Annotated in this window: 21 protein-coding genes; 11 read left to right on the top strand and 10 right to left on the bottom strand. The window is 64.1% G+C overall.

Annotated features, from left to right (window positions below; genetic code table 11):
- Positions 1-53 precede the first annotated feature (53 nt).
- A complete protein-coding gene (locus JF290_RS14055; protein WP_199025524.1) occupies positions 54-869 on the bottom strand; it encodes a 2-keto-4-pentenoate hydratase in 816 nt (271 codons plus the stop codon).
- On the bottom strand, positions 866-1657 hold the full coding sequence (gene trpA / locus JF290_RS14060; RefSeq protein WP_199025525.1) for a tryptophan synthase subunit alpha: 792 nt from the start codon (positions 1655-1657) through the stop codon (positions 866-868). Before trpA ends, JF290_RS14055 begins: the two co-directional genes overlap by 4 nt.
- Positions 1658-1863: 206 nt before the next feature.
- On the opposite strand from trpA, the gene ychF reads away from it, so the two are divergent.
- Positions 1864-2961: a redox-regulated ATPase YchF gene (gene ychF, locus JF290_RS14065; protein WP_199025526.1), complete on the top strand. Its 1098-nt coding sequence runs from the start codon at positions 1864-1866 to the stop codon at positions 2959-2961.
- Positions 2962-3221: 260 nt separating this feature from the next.
- Complete coding sequence (locus JF290_RS14070) at positions 3222-3584, top strand: response regulator transcription factor (protein WP_199025527.1); 363 nt, start codon at positions 3222-3224, stop codon at positions 3582-3584.
- Here JF290_RS14070 and JF290_RS14075 read toward each other — a convergent pair.
- Positions 3566-4555: a glutathione S-transferase family protein gene (locus JF290_RS14075; protein ID WP_199025528.1), complete on the bottom strand. Its 990-nt coding sequence runs from the start codon at positions 4553-4555 to the stop codon at positions 3566-3568. The genes JF290_RS14070 and JF290_RS14075 overlap by 19 nt on opposite strands.
- Positions 4556-4765: 210 nt before the next feature.
- On the opposite strand from JF290_RS14075, the gene JF290_RS14080 reads away from it, so the two are divergent.
- Positions 4766-5116 carry a hypothetical protein gene (locus JF290_RS14080; RefSeq protein WP_199025529.1) on the top strand — a complete coding sequence of 117 codons (351 nt, stop codon included), beginning with the start codon at positions 4766-4768 and terminating at the stop codon, positions 5114-5116.
- Here the strand turns inward: JF290_RS14080 and JF290_RS14085 are convergent, their stop codons facing one another.
- Positions 5117-6289, bottom strand: a complete 1173-nt coding sequence (locus tag JF290_RS14085; protein ID WP_199025530.1) for a MalY/PatB family protein — start codon at positions 6287-6289, stop codon at positions 5117-5119.
- 95 nt (positions 6290-6384) lie between these two features.
- On the opposite strand from JF290_RS14085, the gene def (JF290_RS14090) reads away from it, so the two are divergent.
- From def (JF290_RS14090) to JF290_RS14115, 6 genes are read left to right on the top strand one after another with little or no spacing between them, the layout of a single operon-like run.
- Positions 6385-6903, top strand: coding sequence for a peptide deformylase (def, locus tag JF290_RS14090; RefSeq protein WP_199025531.1), 519 nt, complete (start codon positions 6385-6387; stop codon positions 6901-6903).
- Positions 6903-7400: a peptide deformylase gene (def, locus tag JF290_RS14095; protein ID WP_199025532.1), complete on the top strand. Its 498-nt coding sequence runs from the start codon at positions 6903-6905 to the stop codon at positions 7398-7400. The genes def (JF290_RS14090) and def (JF290_RS14095) overlap by 1 nt, the downstream gene beginning before the upstream one ends.
- On the top strand, positions 7397-7894 hold the full coding sequence (gene def / locus JF290_RS14100) for a peptide deformylase (protein ID WP_199025533.1): 498 nt from the start codon (positions 7397-7399) through the stop codon (positions 7892-7894). The genes def (JF290_RS14095) and def (JF290_RS14100) overlap by 4 nt, the downstream gene beginning before the upstream one ends.
- Before the next feature lie 23 nt (positions 7895-7917).
- Complete coding sequence (gene fmt / locus JF290_RS14105; RefSeq protein WP_199025534.1) at positions 7918-8823, top strand: methionyl-tRNA formyltransferase; 906 nt, start codon at positions 7918-7920, stop codon at positions 8821-8823.
- A gap of 10 nt (positions 8824-8833) precedes the next feature.
- Positions 8834-9070 (top strand): hypothetical protein, encoded by a 237-nt coding sequence (locus JF290_RS14110; protein WP_199025535.1) that lies wholly within the window; start codon positions 8834-8836, stop codon positions 9068-9070.
- Between the two features lie 4 nt (positions 9071-9074).
- Complete coding sequence (locus JF290_RS14115) at positions 9075-9314, top strand: GlsB/YeaQ/YmgE family stress response membrane protein (protein ID WP_233155378.1); 240 nt, start codon at positions 9075-9077, stop codon at positions 9312-9314.
- A gap of 1 nt (position 9315) precedes the next feature.
- Here JF290_RS14115 and JF290_RS14120 read toward each other — a convergent pair whose 3' ends face one another.
- The 5 genes from JF290_RS14120 to ispH are packed head-to-tail and all read right to left on the bottom strand — an operon-like array spanning position 9316 to position 12385.
- A complete protein-coding gene (locus JF290_RS14120) occupies positions 9316-9939 on the bottom strand; it encodes a trimeric intracellular cation channel family protein (protein WP_199025536.1) in 624 nt (207 codons plus the stop codon).
- Entirely contained in the window at positions 9936-10403 is a 468-nt protein-coding gene (gene rnhA / locus JF290_RS14125; RefSeq protein WP_199025537.1) for a ribonuclease HI, read from the bottom strand. The genes JF290_RS14120 and rnhA overlap by 4 nt, the downstream gene beginning before the upstream one ends.
- On the bottom strand, positions 10396-10989 hold the full coding sequence (locus JF290_RS14130; protein WP_199025538.1) for a class I SAM-dependent methyltransferase: 594 nt from the start codon (positions 10987-10989) through the stop codon (positions 10396-10398). Before JF290_RS14130 ends, rnhA begins: the two co-directional genes overlap by 8 nt.
- Positions 10986-11438 (bottom strand): DUF3429 domain-containing protein, encoded by a 453-nt coding sequence (locus JF290_RS14135; protein WP_199025539.1) that lies wholly within the window; start codon positions 11436-11438, stop codon positions 10986-10988. The genes JF290_RS14130 and JF290_RS14135 overlap by 4 nt, the downstream gene beginning before the upstream one ends.
- Complete coding sequence (gene ispH / locus JF290_RS14140; protein WP_199025540.1) at positions 11435-12385, bottom strand: 4-hydroxy-3-methylbut-2-enyl diphosphate reductase; 951 nt, start codon at positions 12383-12385, stop codon at positions 11435-11437. The genes JF290_RS14135 and ispH overlap by 4 nt, the downstream gene beginning before the upstream one ends.
- A 135-nt stretch (positions 12386-12520) precedes the next feature.
- On the opposite strand from ispH, the gene JF290_RS14145 reads away from it, so the two are divergent.
- Positions 12521-12979, top strand: a complete 459-nt coding sequence (locus tag JF290_RS14145; RefSeq protein ID WP_199025541.1) for a c-type cytochrome — start codon at positions 12521-12523, stop codon at positions 12977-12979.
- Positions 12980-13030: 51 nt separating this feature from the next.
- On the opposite strand, the gene JF290_RS14150 is transcribed toward JF290_RS14145, so the two are convergent.
- The gene (locus JF290_RS14150) at positions 13031-13606 is read right to left on the bottom strand and encodes a LabA-like NYN domain-containing protein (RefSeq protein WP_199025542.1); all 576 of its coding nucleotides are present in this window, start codon (positions 13604-13606) and stop codon (positions 13031-13033) included.
- Positions 13607-13741: 135 nt separating this feature from the next.
- On the opposite strand from JF290_RS14150, the gene folK reads away from it, so the two are divergent.
- A complete protein-coding gene (gene folK / locus JF290_RS14155; protein ID WP_328701261.1) occupies positions 13742-14308 on the top strand; it encodes a 2-amino-4-hydroxy-6-hydroxymethyldihydropteridine diphosphokinase in 567 nt (188 codons plus the stop codon).
- The last annotated feature ends 78 nt before the right edge of the window (positions 14309-14386 follow it).

Raw genomic sequence — 14386 nt, forward strand, 5'->3', positions numbered from 1 at the left:
TCAGTGCAGAGTGCCAATTCGCCACGGTGCGCGCAACATGACAGTTGTCGCGGTCAGCTTTCGACGAAGGTGACGGACAGGCCCGGAAGCACGACGCCGGAGATGTGCGTGCTCCAGGTTTCGCCCGCGTGGATCGGCACGGCATCCGTCAGGGTGCCGGTCGTCACGATGTCGCCCGCTGCAAGTGGCGAGGTGGTCGGAGAGGCGGCGAGTTCATCGAGCAGGAAGCGCAACGCCTGCAACGGCCCGCCAAGGACATCGCTGCCCCGGCCTTGCAAGGAGCAGTCGCCGCCGGTCAGCGTGATTTCGAGCTGCGAGAGCGCCGCGCCGTCGTCGTGCAGCAGCGGCGCCGCGTTCTGGAACGGGCCGTGCAAAAGGGCCGCGTGCAGCCCGAAGGCGGCGGCCGTGTCCGGGGCGCGAAAGCGCCAGCCGGGGAATGGCGAGAATACCAGTTCAAAGCCATGCGCGATGCCGCTGACGCAGGACGCGAGCTCGGCAAGATTCATCTGCGCGGTGGGGGTCGTCCCGAACCGGAAGACGATTTCCGGTTCGATTCTGAGTTCGGGCAGGTCCGGCAACGCGATGCTGCCGGTGCTGTCCGGAAGCTCGTGGACACCGGCGCGATAAACCCAGCCCCAGATCGGGGCGTTGACGTTGTAGATGTCCCAGATCGTCCGGTTCGTGAAGCCGATCTTGCGACCGACCGGTTTCTCGCCACGCGCGAGGCGCATATCATGAAGATGCGCTGCGATCTCGTAACCGCGCGCGAGCGTCAGGTCGGACGCGCTGTCACTCAGCGGGGCGATCTGGCTGCCGGCGTCGAAAGCGTCAAGCAGCTGCCGCGCGGTGCCGGACGGGGCAGCACTCATGCGGAATGGGCGCCGTCCGCGAGGCTCTTGACGAAGCGGAGCACCTCTTCGGGCGACTTGCCGGCCGCGATCTGGCCGACGATGGCGGAGCCGACCACGGCGCCGTCCGCGACGCTTGCGATGGCGCGGGATTTCTCGGGCGTGTTGATGCCGAAGCCGACGATGATCGGCAGGTCGGTCTGGGCCTTGATGCGCGCGACCTCGGGTCCGACATCGTCGGCGACGGCCTCGGCCGCGCCGGTTATGCCGGTGATCGAAACGTAGTAGACGAAGCCCGACGTGTTGGTCAGCACCTTCGGCAGGCGCTTGTCGTCCGTCGTGGGGGTGGCCAGACGGATGAAGTTCAACCCTGCCGCCTGCGCCGGCAGGCAGAGTTCGGCGTCTTCCTCGGGAGGCAGGTCGACCACGATCAGCCCGTCGATCCCGGCGGCCTTGGCATCTTCGAGGAAACGGTCGACGCCACGGCTGTAGATCGGATTGTAGTATCCCATCAGCACGATCGGGGTGGTGTCGTCGCCCTTTCGGAACTCGGTGGCGAGTTCGAGCGTGCGCGCCAGGGTCATTCCGGCCTCGAGCGCGCGCTGCCCGGCGAGCTGGATCGTCGGGCCGTCGGCCATCGGGTCGGTGAAGGGCAGACCGAGTTCGATGATGTCGACACCGGCGGCGGGCAGGCCTTTCACGATGGCGAGGGAGGTGTCGTAGTCCGGATCGCCCGCCATGACATAGGAGACGAAGGCCTTGCGACCGTCGGCGGCGAGCGCGGCGAATTTGGCGTCGATACGAGACATGTTGGGGTTTCCTTCTGGCTGCGACCTGCCATGCCAAAAGCGCGACGGGAAATCAATGCGCCACGTGGGCGGAACGATCGCAAGGCAGGCCGGGGCTCTGCCCCGGACCCCGGAGTATTTGGACAAAGATGAAGCACCGGCGAGTCCGGCTTGCACGGGGCGGCATCGGCAACTAGAAGCGGCGCGAACTCTGATCGGAGGCCGGCATGGGCTTTAAAATGGGAATCGTGGGGTTGCCCAACGTGGGCAAGTCCACTCTCTTCAACGCGCTGACGCGGACCGCCGCGGCGCAGGCGGCGAACTTCCCCTTCTGCACCATCGAACCCAACGTGGGCGAGGTTGCCGTGCCGGATGCGCGGCTGGACAAGCTGGCCGGGATCGCCGGGTCGCGGCAGATCATCCCGACGCGGATGACCTTCGTCGATATCGCCGGACTTGTCCGGGGGGCTTCGAAGGGGGAAGGGTTGGGCAACCAGTTCCTTGCCAATATCCGGGAGGTCGACGCGATCGCCCATGTGCTGCGCTGCTTCGAGGATGGTGACGTGACCCATGTGGAGGGCCGGGTGGATCCGGTCGCCGATGCCGATACGATCGAGACCGAGTTGATGTTGGCGGATATCGAGAGCATCGAGAAGCGCCTGCAAGGGCTGGTGCGCAAGGTGCGTGGCGGCGACAAGGAGGCGGTGCAGCAGGAGCGGTTGCTGAAGCAGGCATTGGAGATGCTGGAGGAGGGACGCCCGGCGCGTCTGGTTCAGGTGGATGCCGAGGATGCGAAGGCCTGGAAGATGCTGCAACTGTTGACGACCAAGCCGGTTCTCTACGTGTGCAACGTGGCCGAAGAGGACGCGGCGAACGGCAACGCGCATTCGGCGCGGGTGGCGCAGATGGCGGCCGACCAGGGCAATGCACATGTGATCATCAGCGCGCGGATCGAGGAAGAGATCAGCCAGCTCGAGCCGGAGGAGGCGGAGATGTTCCTGGCGGAGATGGGGTTGGAGGAAGCCGGGCTCGACCGGCTGATCCGCGCCGGGTACGAATTGCTGCACCTTGAGACGTATTTCACGGTCGGTCCGAAGGAAGCGCGGGCCTGGACGATTCGCACCGGCACCTCGGCGCCGAAGGCGGCGGGTGTGATCCATGGCGATTTCGAGCGCGGCTTCATCCGGGCGGAGACCATCGCCTATGACGATTTCGTCGCCTGCGGGGGCGAGCAGGGCGCCAAGGAAGCGGGCAAGATGCGGGCCGAAGGCAAGGGATATGTGGTGAAGGACGGGGATGTGTTGCATTTCCTGTTCAACACCTGATCGCTGCGCGCTTCTGGAGTATGCGCTGAAATCCGCCGAAACCTGCCTTGCCGTCGCGTCTGGCCGCGGGCCGTATCCGTCGCACATGGCGCGATTTTTCCAATTTAATCAGATTTTTAGGGAGAACTCTCTTGACTGGAGGGTAACGCGGCTTCACGCGCACGTTAAGTGCCTGTTAAGGTTTTGTTAATAGAAAGAGAACATCACCTAGACCGGGGAGAGGCACACAGATCAAAGGCGAATCGTGCCCGGATGAAATTATGAATGTGCTCATTGTAGAAAGCAGGCCTGAACTCGGTACTCTGTGGCAGCGCCACCTCGTGCGCCAGGGGGCCGATGTCACCCTCGTCCACAGCCAGGAAGCGGCGATCATGGCTCTCTATTCCGAGAGTTTCGAGATCATCGTTCTCGATCTCGTTCTGGAACGCGGAAGCGCCTTGGCGGTTGCTGACTTCGCCAGCTACCGCCGCCCCGAGGCGCGGGTGATCTTCGTCACGAACACCAGCTTCTTCTCCGACGGATCCATCTTCGCGCATTCACCGAATGCCTGTGCCTATCTGCAGAGCGAAACGCCGCCCGAGGATCTGGCCGCTATGGTGGAACACTACGCGGCGCTGCGCTGATCGCGCTTGTGCGGCGCGGTCCAGTCGGGCCTTGGGTTGATCGGGATGATCCGATGCGGATTAATGCTGTCGTGGCTGTAGTGATAGTGGCGCACGATATGGTTCATGTCGACCGTTTCGGCCACGCCCGGCCACTGGTATAGTTCCCGCGTATAGCCCCAGAGATTGGGGTAGTCGACCAACCGGTTCCGGTTGCATTTGAAATGCGTGTGATAGACCGCGTCGAACCGCAACAGCGTGGTGAAGAGCCTCCAGTCGGCCTCTGTGATCCTGTCGCCGGCGAGGTATCGGTGATGGGAGAGCCGCTCCTCCAGCCAGTCGAGCGATTGGAACAGCTCGATGGCCGCTTCGTCATAGGCCTCCTGCGTGGTTGCGAACCCGGCCTTGTAGACGCCGTTGTTGACGGTGTCGTAAACCCGCGCGTTGACCGTCTCGATCTCTTCCCGGAGGGCTTTCGGCCAGTAGTCATCGGTGTTGCCCGTCAGGTCGTCGAAGGCTGAATTGAACATGCGGATGATCTCGGCGCTTTCATTGGACACGATCGTTTGAGTCTGCTTGTCCCAGAGGATCGGAACGGTCACGCGGCCTGAATAGCTCGGATCGGCGCGGGTGTAGATCTGGTGTGCGAACTCGGCCCCGAACAGCGGATCGCCCGTGGCGCCGTCGAAATCCGTGCGGAAGGTCCATCCGTCATCCAGCATGTCCGGATGGACGACAGAAACGTCGATGTGATCGTCGAGCGCCTTGAGCTTGCGGAAGATCAGGCTGCGATGCGCCCAGGGGCAGGCGAGGCTGACATAGAGATGGTAGCGCCCCGAATCGGGGGTGAAGCCACCGGAGCCCGTCGGCCCCTCTGCGCCGTCCGGCGTGATCCAGTTGCGGAACCGGGACTCGGACCGTTCGAATTTACCGCCGGTCTTGTCGGTGTCGTACCACTGGTCTTTCCAGACGCCATCCACGAGCAGTCCCATCGCTTCATCCTCCTTGGTTTCATGGCCCAAGCTAGGTCTTTCGGGCGCTCCTTCCCAGAGCCGTGCCTGCGCATCCAACGTGCGGCATCGCACATGCCGCGTCGCATCGCGACAACGATCACGCCCGACGACACTGCGTTACCGAAAGTTCACTTGATTTTGGGCGACAAGATGACAGCCTGTGATCGCCGCCTTGGGGAGGGATGGAACATGTCGACCTATATCAGCGATGACATTCGTATCGAATTGAATGCCGCCCGGATCGAGGGTCTGAAGAAGCTGAGCCGATTGCGGGTGCATGTCGGCGACGATCGCTATACCGTGCTCAGGATGTGGCGCGGCGGGTTCTCGGTCGAGGCCGATACGGTTCCACCGCTGCGCGGGCTGGTCGATCTCTACGACGGCGAACGCCACCTGTGCCAATGCCTGATCATCGGATCCGAGCCGGAAGCCGGAGAACGGAGCTACGAGTTCAAGCGCAACACCGCCGCAAGCGACCGCGCCCCGCTCGACCATTTTCGCGAGGTCGACGCGCCGGTGGGGCTGCTGCCCCACTCCTGATCACTGCAGATCGGCGAAGGCGGCCTTGATCCGTGCACAGGCTTCCTCGAGCCGGTAGCGCTGTGTGGCCAGGTTGAAGCGTTCGAAATGCGCGCCGCCGGTTCCGAAGCCGGGGCCGGGCGAGGAAGCGATGCGAGCATCGTCGCGCAGGCGCGCGGTCACCTCGTCATGGCTCATGCCGGTGCCCGAGAAGTCGACCCAGGCCAGGTAGGTGGATTGCAGCGGCATCGACCAGAGGCCGGGGATCGCGTTGATCGTCGCATCGAACAGGGCCCGGTTGCTGTCGAGATGCTGCATCTGGGCACCGACCCATGCGGCGCCTTCCGGTGAATAGGCGGCCGTGATCATCCGGATCGCCAGCGCACCGGGGCCGTAATCCAGCGTGTTCAGCCGCTGCTTCATTGCGGCGCGGAGCGTGGCGTCGGGGATGATCATGTTGCCGGTGCGCTGCCCGGCGATGTTGAACGTCTTGGACGCGGCGGTCAGCGTGACCGTGCGATGGCGCGCTTCCGGGGCCGCGACATCCATCGGAATGAAACGGTTGCCGGGATAGATCAGGTCGTGGTGGATTTCGTCTGAAACAAGCGTCAGGTCGTTGCGTTCGGCGAACTCGGCGACCGCGCGCAACTCATCGGGCGTCCACAGGCGTCCCGACGGGTTTTGCGGCGAACACCAGATCAGCATCGTTTCGGCACCGGTCAGGCGGCTCTGCGCGTCGTCGAGGTCCAGCGTGTAAGTGTCGCCGTCGCGCACCAGCGGGCATTCCAGAACCTTGCGGCCGGTCTTGTTAATCTTCTTGGCGAATTCGTGATAGACCGGTGGGAAGATGACCACGCTGTCGCCTGGATCCGTCCAGACGTCGAGACACAACGCGATTGCATTGCCCAGCCCTTGCGATGTCAGGACCCAGTCCGTGTCGATGGTCCAGTCGTGGCGGGTCTTCATCCACCACTGGATGGCCTCGAAATAGGCAGGGTATTCCCAGGAATAGCCGAAAACCCCGTGATCTACCGCTTCGCGCAGCGCTGCGATCACGCAGGGGGCGGTGGCGTAGTCGGAATCGGCCGTCCACATCGCCAGCCCGTCGTCGGGAGAAACACCGAACAGGCTCTCCATCTTGTCCCACTTGCTGCTGTGGGTGCCGCGCCGGTCGATCGGGTCATCGAAATTCATTTCGGTCTCCTGTTTTCGCGCGCAAAGCTAGCCGGAAACGCGACAGGTGCAAGGGGGCGTTGCGATGGGGCGACCGATCGCCTAAATGACACGCCATGAAACGTTCGATCCTGATCCATCCCGATCCGCGTCTGAAGAAAGCCTGCGCGCCGGTGACCGACATCACCGACGACATGGCGAAGCTTGCCGACGACATGCTCGAGACGATGTACGACGCGCCGGGCATCGGTCTGGCGGCGCCGCAGGTCGGGGTGCTGAGCCGGCTGATCGTGCTGGATTGCGTCAAGGAGGAGGGCGCGGCGCCGCGCCCCACCGTGATGTTCAACCCCGAGATCACGGCTGCCTCGGACGAGACCAGCGTCTATGAGGAGGGCTGTCTCTCGATCCCCGACCAGTATGCCGAGGTGACGCGCCCGGCCGAGGTGGAGGTCACCTGGATCGACCGCGACGGCAATTCGCAGAAGGCCACGTTCGACAAGCTGTGGGCGACCTGCGTGCAGCACGAGATCGACCATCTCGACGGCAAGCTGTTCATCGACTACCTCAAGCCTTTGAAACGGCAGTTGATCACCCGCAAGATGCAGAAACTGAAGCGTGAAATGGCGCGCGCCTGATGGCGGTGCTGCCGATTCTGCGGTGGCCGGATGCGCGCCTGAACACGGTGTGTTCGCCGGTGGCGCGGCAGGAGAACCTGTCACGCCTGATCGCGGACATGTTCGACACGATGTATGACGCCTATGGCCGCGGCCTTGCCGCACCACAGGTCGGCGTGATGAAGCGGCTCTTCGTGATCGATGTGACGTGGAAGGATGGTCGGCACAGCCCGAAGGTCTTCATCAACCCGTCCGTCCTCGATCGCTCCGACACGCTGGTCGAAGGCACCGAGGCCTGTTTGTCGATTCCCGGCATCAGCACGACGATCGCCCGACCCGATTGGGTTGCGGTCAGCTGGACCGATGCGAGGGGACGCGCCTATGTCAGGCGGTTCGAGGGCGCGGCGGCACGCTGCGTGCAGCACGAGATGGACCATCTTGACGGCATCGTCACTCTGGACCGGCTCGACACCGTCGCGCGCACTCGTGCCGACCGCGCCTATGCGGCTGTGCCATGACGGTGCGGAGCTGCCTGGCCTGGCCCGACCGCCGCCTACGCACCGCCGCGGCGCCGGTCGAGGCGGTGACCGACGAGATCCGTCTCATCTGGGACGACATGATCGACACGATGGAGGCGATGCCCGGCGTCGGGCTCGCCGCGCCGCAGATCGGGATCATGCTGCGGCTTGCGGTCGTGGATGGCTCGTCCGAACGCGGACGGGCCGTGCGGCTGGCCAATCCCGAGATCCTGCACGCCTCGGTCGAGCTGCGTGCGCATGACGAGGCCAGTCCGAACCTGCCGGGCGTCTCGGCGCGCATCAGCCGCCCGCGTGCGGTGACGGTCCGATATCTGGACGAGACCGGAACGATCAATCGCCGTGACTTCGCCGGGATCGAGGCGACCAGTGTCCAGCACCAGATCGACCACCTGAACGGACGGATGTATTTCGACCATCTGTCGAGGACGAAGCGCGACATGCTGTTGCGCAAGGCGAGGAAGCTCGCGGGCTGAGACTGGCGCGGAGGACAGGCACAGTGCGTATCGTTTTCATGGGAACGCCGGCATTTTCGGTTCCGGTCCTCGATGCACTGGTGCAGGCGGGGCACGAGATCGTCGCCGTCTATTGCCAGCCGCCGCGCCCGGCCGGACGCGGCAAGAAGGAGAGGCCCAGCCCGGTGCAGGCGAGGGCCGAGTCGCTGGGTCTCGCCGTCCACCATCCGGTCACTCTGCGCACGCCCGAGGCGCAGGCTGCGTTCGTTGGGCATGACGCCGACGTGGCGGTGGTCGTGGCCTATGGGCTGATCCTGCCGCAGCCGATCCTCGATGCGCCGCGTCACGGCTGCCTGAACATCCATGCGAGCCTGTTGCCGCGCTGGCGCGGGGCGGCGCCGATCCACCGGGCGATCATGGCCGGTGACACCGAAACCGGCATCTGCATCATGCAGATGGAGGCCGGTCTGGACACCGGACCGGTGCTGCTGCGCAGGTCGATCGGGATCGGGGCGCAGGACACCACCGGCGATCTGCACGACAGGCTGGCGCAGCTGGGCGCCGAAGCGATCGTGGAGACGCTCGCGCGCCTGGGTGACCTAGCACCCGAGCCACAAGCCGAAACAGGCGTGACCTATGCCGGGAAGATCGACAAGGCCGAGGCAAAAGTCGACTGGACTCGCCCGGCCGAGGATGTGGATCGGCTGATCCGCGGTCTTTCGCCTTTCCCCGGCGCCTGGACCGAGATTGCGGGCGAACGGGTCAAGCTGCTGTCGTCATGTCTTGCCGACGCTGCGGGTGCGCCGGGCACGGTACTGGACGATACATTGACCGTGGCTTGCGGCAGTGGGGCGGTATCGCTGTTGCGGTTGCAAAGGGCGGGCAAAGCCGCGCAGGATACCGAGACGGTGTTGCGCGGGTGGCCTGTCGCGCCCGGCACCCGGTTGTAGGAGAGCCAGCATGTTCCCGACCATGATCGGTACCGTGGTGATCGCCGGGATCGTCGGTTACCTGTCGGAGAAGACGGGGTTCACGCACAATGGCTATCTGCAGTCGATCATCATTTGCATCGGCGGAGCCTTCCTGTTCTATTTCGTGCGCATCATGTTCGGGATCGGGTTTTCCTCGCCCGGGCTGAACGCGATCCTGTCCTCGATCGGGGCGCTGATCATCGTTCCGACCCATTGGCGCAGGTGACCCCATGGGCATCAGCATCATCGGACTTGTTATCATCGGCGCCGCGGCGGGTTTCCTCGCAACGCGGTTGATGCGGATCGAGGCCGACATTCCCACCACCATGTTCATCGGCATCATGGGCGCATTGATCGGCGGATTGGTCCTGCGACTCCTGGTGAGCGTCATGGGTGCGATGTCGGGCTTCGTCGGGGCCGTGCTGGGCGCGATGCTGCTCATCTGGCTCTGGCAGCGTTACCGGCGCTGACTCAGACGCGGGGCGGGCGGCTCTTGTAGACTGGCAGGCGCCAGCCGAAGGCGAGCGAGCCCGCGCGCAGCACCCAGCACACCGTTGCCGCGATCAGCAGGGAAGGGCGGGTCGCGACACCGAGATGCAGGGCAAGGATCGCGGCGGCCGATCCGGTCAATGCGGCGGTTGCGTAAAGCTCGCCCTGTTTCAGCACCAGCGGGATTTCTCCGACCACCACGTCGCGCATCAATCCGCCGAGGCATCCGGTCGCCACGCCCATCAGAACCACGATGACGCCGGGTTGGCCCAGCGACAGGGCGACGCCGGTGCCCGCGGCCACGGCGATCGACAGTGCAAAACTGTCCAGCCATAACAGCCAGCGATAACGGCTCTCGACCAGGTGCGCGGTGAAAAACACCAGGACCGCCGCCGCGACACCGATCAGGATATAGGCGGGCTGGCCGACCCAGAACACCGGATCGCGCCCCAGGATCACGTCGCGCACGGTGCCGCCGCCCACCGCCGTCAGTGCGGCGATGAAGGCGAACCCGACAAGGTCCAGTTGCGCCCGGCTCGCCACCAGCGCCCCGGTCAGCGCGAAGACGAGAACCGACGCATAGTCCAACAGCTCAAGAAAGCTCACTTGGCCGCTCCGCGTGACTTGAAGGGTGCCATGCCCGCGCGAGCCAGTTCGTCGGCGCGCTCGTTCTCGGGATGGCCTGCGTGGCCCTTGACCCACTCCCAGGTCACGTCATGACTCGCTTGCGCGGCATCCAGCCGTTGCCACAATTCGGCATTCTTGACCGATTTCTTCGCTGCGGTCTTCCAGCCGTTGCGTTTCCAGCCATGTATCCAGCTGGTGACGCCGTTCTTCACGTACTGGCTGTCGGTCACGATCGTGATGGCGCTTGGGCGGGACAGGGCTTCGAGCGCGTTGATCGCGGCGAGCAGCTCCATCCGGTTGTTGGTGGTTCCGTCCTCGCCGCCGCAGAGTTCGCGTTCCTTCACCACGCGCTCGCCGTCCATCGCGCGCATCAGGACGCCCCAGCCACCCGGGCCGGGATTGCCGGAACAGGCTCCGTCGGTATAGGCGAACAGGTCAGGCATCGGCGCGGATCACGATCCAGCCTTGCGGATGACCGGCCAAGCCGGACGCTTTGCCGGTCCAGTGATCGACCGGGGTCAGCCCGGCGGCCACCAGCATCTCGTCGAGTTCGGCCCGTTCGTAGTATTCATAGTATCGGTCCAGACGGTCACGTCCGCTGCCGCTGCCGCGTTTCATCCCGATGAAGAGGACCCCGCCCGGTTTCAGCGCGGCGGCGATACGCGCCAGGTGTCCGGGCAAATCGGCACGGGCGGCGTGCAGGAGGCTGAAATAGGCCCAGATGCCATCATAGCGGTCCCGCTCTGCGAGGTCCTCGAACCGGCCCAATCGTGCCGCTACGCCGGGGATCTGCGCGGCACGCTCGACCATTGCGGCGGAGGCGTCTATGGCCTCGGTGCTTAGCCGGGCCTCGGCCATGCGGCCTGCGTAGTGGCCCGGTCCGCAACCCAGATCGAGAACCGTTCCCCCGGGGTGACAGGCCTCGATGAACCGCACGATCATCGGATCGCGGGTCGCTTCGCGGTCCATCATGGCGGCATACTCCGCGGTCTGGCGGTCATAGACCGCGATGGTGCGTGCGTCGCTCACAGCCAGATCCCGACCGCGAGACAGGCGATGACGATCGCCGTCAGCAGGACACGCAGGCGCATCCACCAGGACGGGGTCAGCCCCCAAGTGTAAAACGCATAGTCCAGAAGCAGCAGACCCGCGAAGCCGAAGATCAGGTTCATGCCGGCGCTCACCGGCCCTCCGCCGGTCATGAAAAAGGCCCAGAGCGCGGGCAATACCGACAGGGCATAGCCGGTCGCGGCGCGCGCACCTTCGGCCTTGGTGGCAAAGCCCCAGAGCACGCCCGACATGAAGGAAAGGATCACAGAGCCGTAGAACAGCTGCACATAGGGGCCGACAAAGCGCGGACCCAGGGTTGAGGCCCCCCAGGCCTGCAGGTCGTCGTTCAGGTAGGTCGCCGCACCCCATACGAAGGGGATCAGCCCCGCGAGGCCCAGCGTCAGGGGAGCAAGGGGAATCCGTGTCATTCGGCGGCCCGCAGCACCCGCGGCACCTTGAACTCCACGTTCTCGACAGCGGTTTCGATGGTGCAGACGGTCACGTCATAGCGCGCACCGATTGCGTCGATCACCTCGTCGATCAGTTCTTCGGGCGCCGAGGCACCTGCGGTCACGCCGATGCTCGCAACTCCCTCGAGCGCGCGCCAGTCGATATCCGTCGCCCGCTGCACCAGTTGCGCGTAGGCGCACCCGGCCTTGGCACCCACCTCGACCAGCCGACGCGAGTTCGATGAATTGGGCGCGCCGACCACCAGCATCGCGTCGGCATGGGGCGCCATCGCCTTTACCGCTTCCTGCCGGTTGGTGGTGGCATAGCAGATGTCTTCCTTGTGAGGGCCGACGATCGCTGGAAACCGCGTCTTGAGCGCCGCGACGATATCGGCGGTGTCATCCACGCTGAGGGTGGTCTGCGTCACGAAGGCGATGTGTTCCGGGTCGCGCACCTGCACCGTCGCCACGTCCAGCACCGTTTCGACCAGCAGGACTTCGCCCTCGGGCAACTGGCCCATCGTGCCGACGGTCTCGGGATGGTCCTTGTGCCCGATCATGATCATCTGCAGCCCGTTCTCGGCGTGGCGTTGAGCCTCGATATGGACCTTGCTGACCAGCGGGCAGGTGGCATCGACGAAGATCATCCGGCGTTCGGCCGCTTCGGCCGGGACGGATTTCGGCACGCCGTGGGCGGAAAAGATCACTGGCCGGTCTGTGGGGCAGTCTGACAATTCCTCGACGAACACCGCGCCCTTGGCCTTGAGCCCGTCGACGACGAACTTGTTGTGCACGATCTCGTGGCGCACATAGACAGGGGCGCCCCATTTCTGGAGCGCCATTTCCACGATCTTGATCGCCCGGTCCACGCCCGCGCAGAAGCCGCGCGGCGCGGCAAGATAGAGCGTCAACGGTTGCTTTGCCATCTTCGGTCTCCCTGTGATGTGACCTAAGGCTTTGGACCGGTATCGTCCAGTCGGATGCTGCGTCACAGGGATGTGATTGGAGGTTCCAGCAGGGGAAGGTGGCACCCGACCCGCGATGACCTCAGGGAGCAAGCGATGAGAAATGTCAGTGTGGGCGTCGCGGTGCTTGTCGCCGTTGCGATTGGAGCGTTCGTCTGGGCGTCGCGCAACAGCGCGGGCGAGGGCCTGCCGTACCGGGATGCGGACGTGATCGCGCGGGGTGAGGCGATCTATGGCGCAGAATGCGCCGCCTGCCACGGGGCCAACCTTGAAGGACAGGGCGACTGGCGCGTGCGTGATGCCGATGGCTATCTCCCGGCGCCGCCGCATGACGAGACGGGGCACACCTGGCATCATCCTGACAGCCAGTTGATCGCGATCACGATGTTGGGAACCGAGCAGATCGTCGGTGGCGGCTATCGCAGCAACATGCGGGGATTTCGGGATGTTTTGAGCCGGGACGAGATCATTGCCGTACTGGCCTATATCAAGAGCACGTGGCCGCCCGAGGTGATCGATGCCCACGATCGCATCAATGCCGATGCGCAGGGCTGAAACGGAAGGTGGAAACGCCCGGTCTTCCGGGCGTTTCCTTGTCTTTTCGCGTCACTGGCCGCCGGCGGCGGCCACGCTGCGTGGTTCCTGCACCGCGTCGCGGGGCGGGCGACCAATCACGTCGCGCAGTTCTTCGAGTTCGATGAAGTTGTCCGCCTGGCGGCGCAGCTCATCCGAGATCATCGGGGGCTGGCTGCGGATCGTCGATACAACCGACACGCGAACACCTTGGCGTTGCAGGCTGGCGACCAGCGGGCGGAAATCGCCGTCGCCGGAAAACAGCACGATATGATCGACACGCGGTGCCAGTTCCATGGCATCCACGGTCAACTCGATATCCATGTTGCCCTTTACCTTCCGGCGTCCCATGCTGTCGGTGTATTCCTTGGCCGGCTTGGTCACCATGGTGAACCCGTTGTAGTGCAGCCAGTCGACGAGCGGACGGATCGGCGAATATTCGTCATTCTCGAGCAACGCCGTATAATAGAATGCGCGCAGCATTTTTCCGCGCCGCATGAATTCCTGGCGCAACAACTTGTAGTCGATATCAAAACCCAACGCTTTTGCCGCTGCATAAAGATTCGAACCATCGATGAACAGCGCGAGCCGTTCGTCTTTGTAAAACATCGAATTGTCCTTCCGGTACGACGCCCCGTCGGAGTTCCGTGAGTGAGTGCTTAAATTGACGGTGCGCTAGCAGTAAAATAGGTGAAACATACCCCACCGCAAGTAGCACATTTTTATGAAACAGGGTCAAAAATGATGGAATCTCGGTCAAGAGCGGTCATTGCACTTGGCGGAAATCTGCCATTTCAGGATGCCCTTACGACAACTTCGCTCATCGGAGCGGTCCGTCGACTGTCCTGCCCCGAGGTCATGATTCGCGCGGTGAGCCGGTTCTACGCCACGCCCTGTTTTCCGCCCGGTGCGGGGCCGGATTACGTCAACGCCGCCGTGCTTGTCGCAACACTGCTGTCGCCCGCTGCACTCTTGCAAAGGTTGCATGAGATCGAAGCGGTGTATGGGCGCGAACGTGTCCAGCGCTGGGGCATGCGGACGCTCGATCTCGACCTGCTGACCTGGGAAGACGCTGTGCTGCCGGACCGAAAGACCCATGAAGTCTGGCGTGACTTGCCGCCCGCGGAGCAGGTCGGCGCGGTTCCGGACGGACTCGTGCTGCCCCATCCGAGACTTCAGGACCGGGCCTTCGCCCTGGTGCCGCTTTGCGACGTTCTGCCGGACTGGACACACCCGGTTCTGAACCGGTCCGCCCGGGCGCTTTGCGATGCCTTGCCGCGCGATCAGGTCGACTCCGTTCGCCCCCTCTAGAAAGGGCAGGACCAGCGGATCACACCTTGTCAAGCGATGGATTCGCGTCTAGAACCGCGTTTTCTGATCCGAACGAAC

Origin of the sequence: Sedimentitalea arenosa, assembly GCF_016428585.1 — a bacterium.
Lineage (GTDB): Bacteria > Pseudomonadota > Alphaproteobacteria > Rhodobacterales > Rhodobacteraceae > Sedimentitalea > Sedimentitalea arenosa.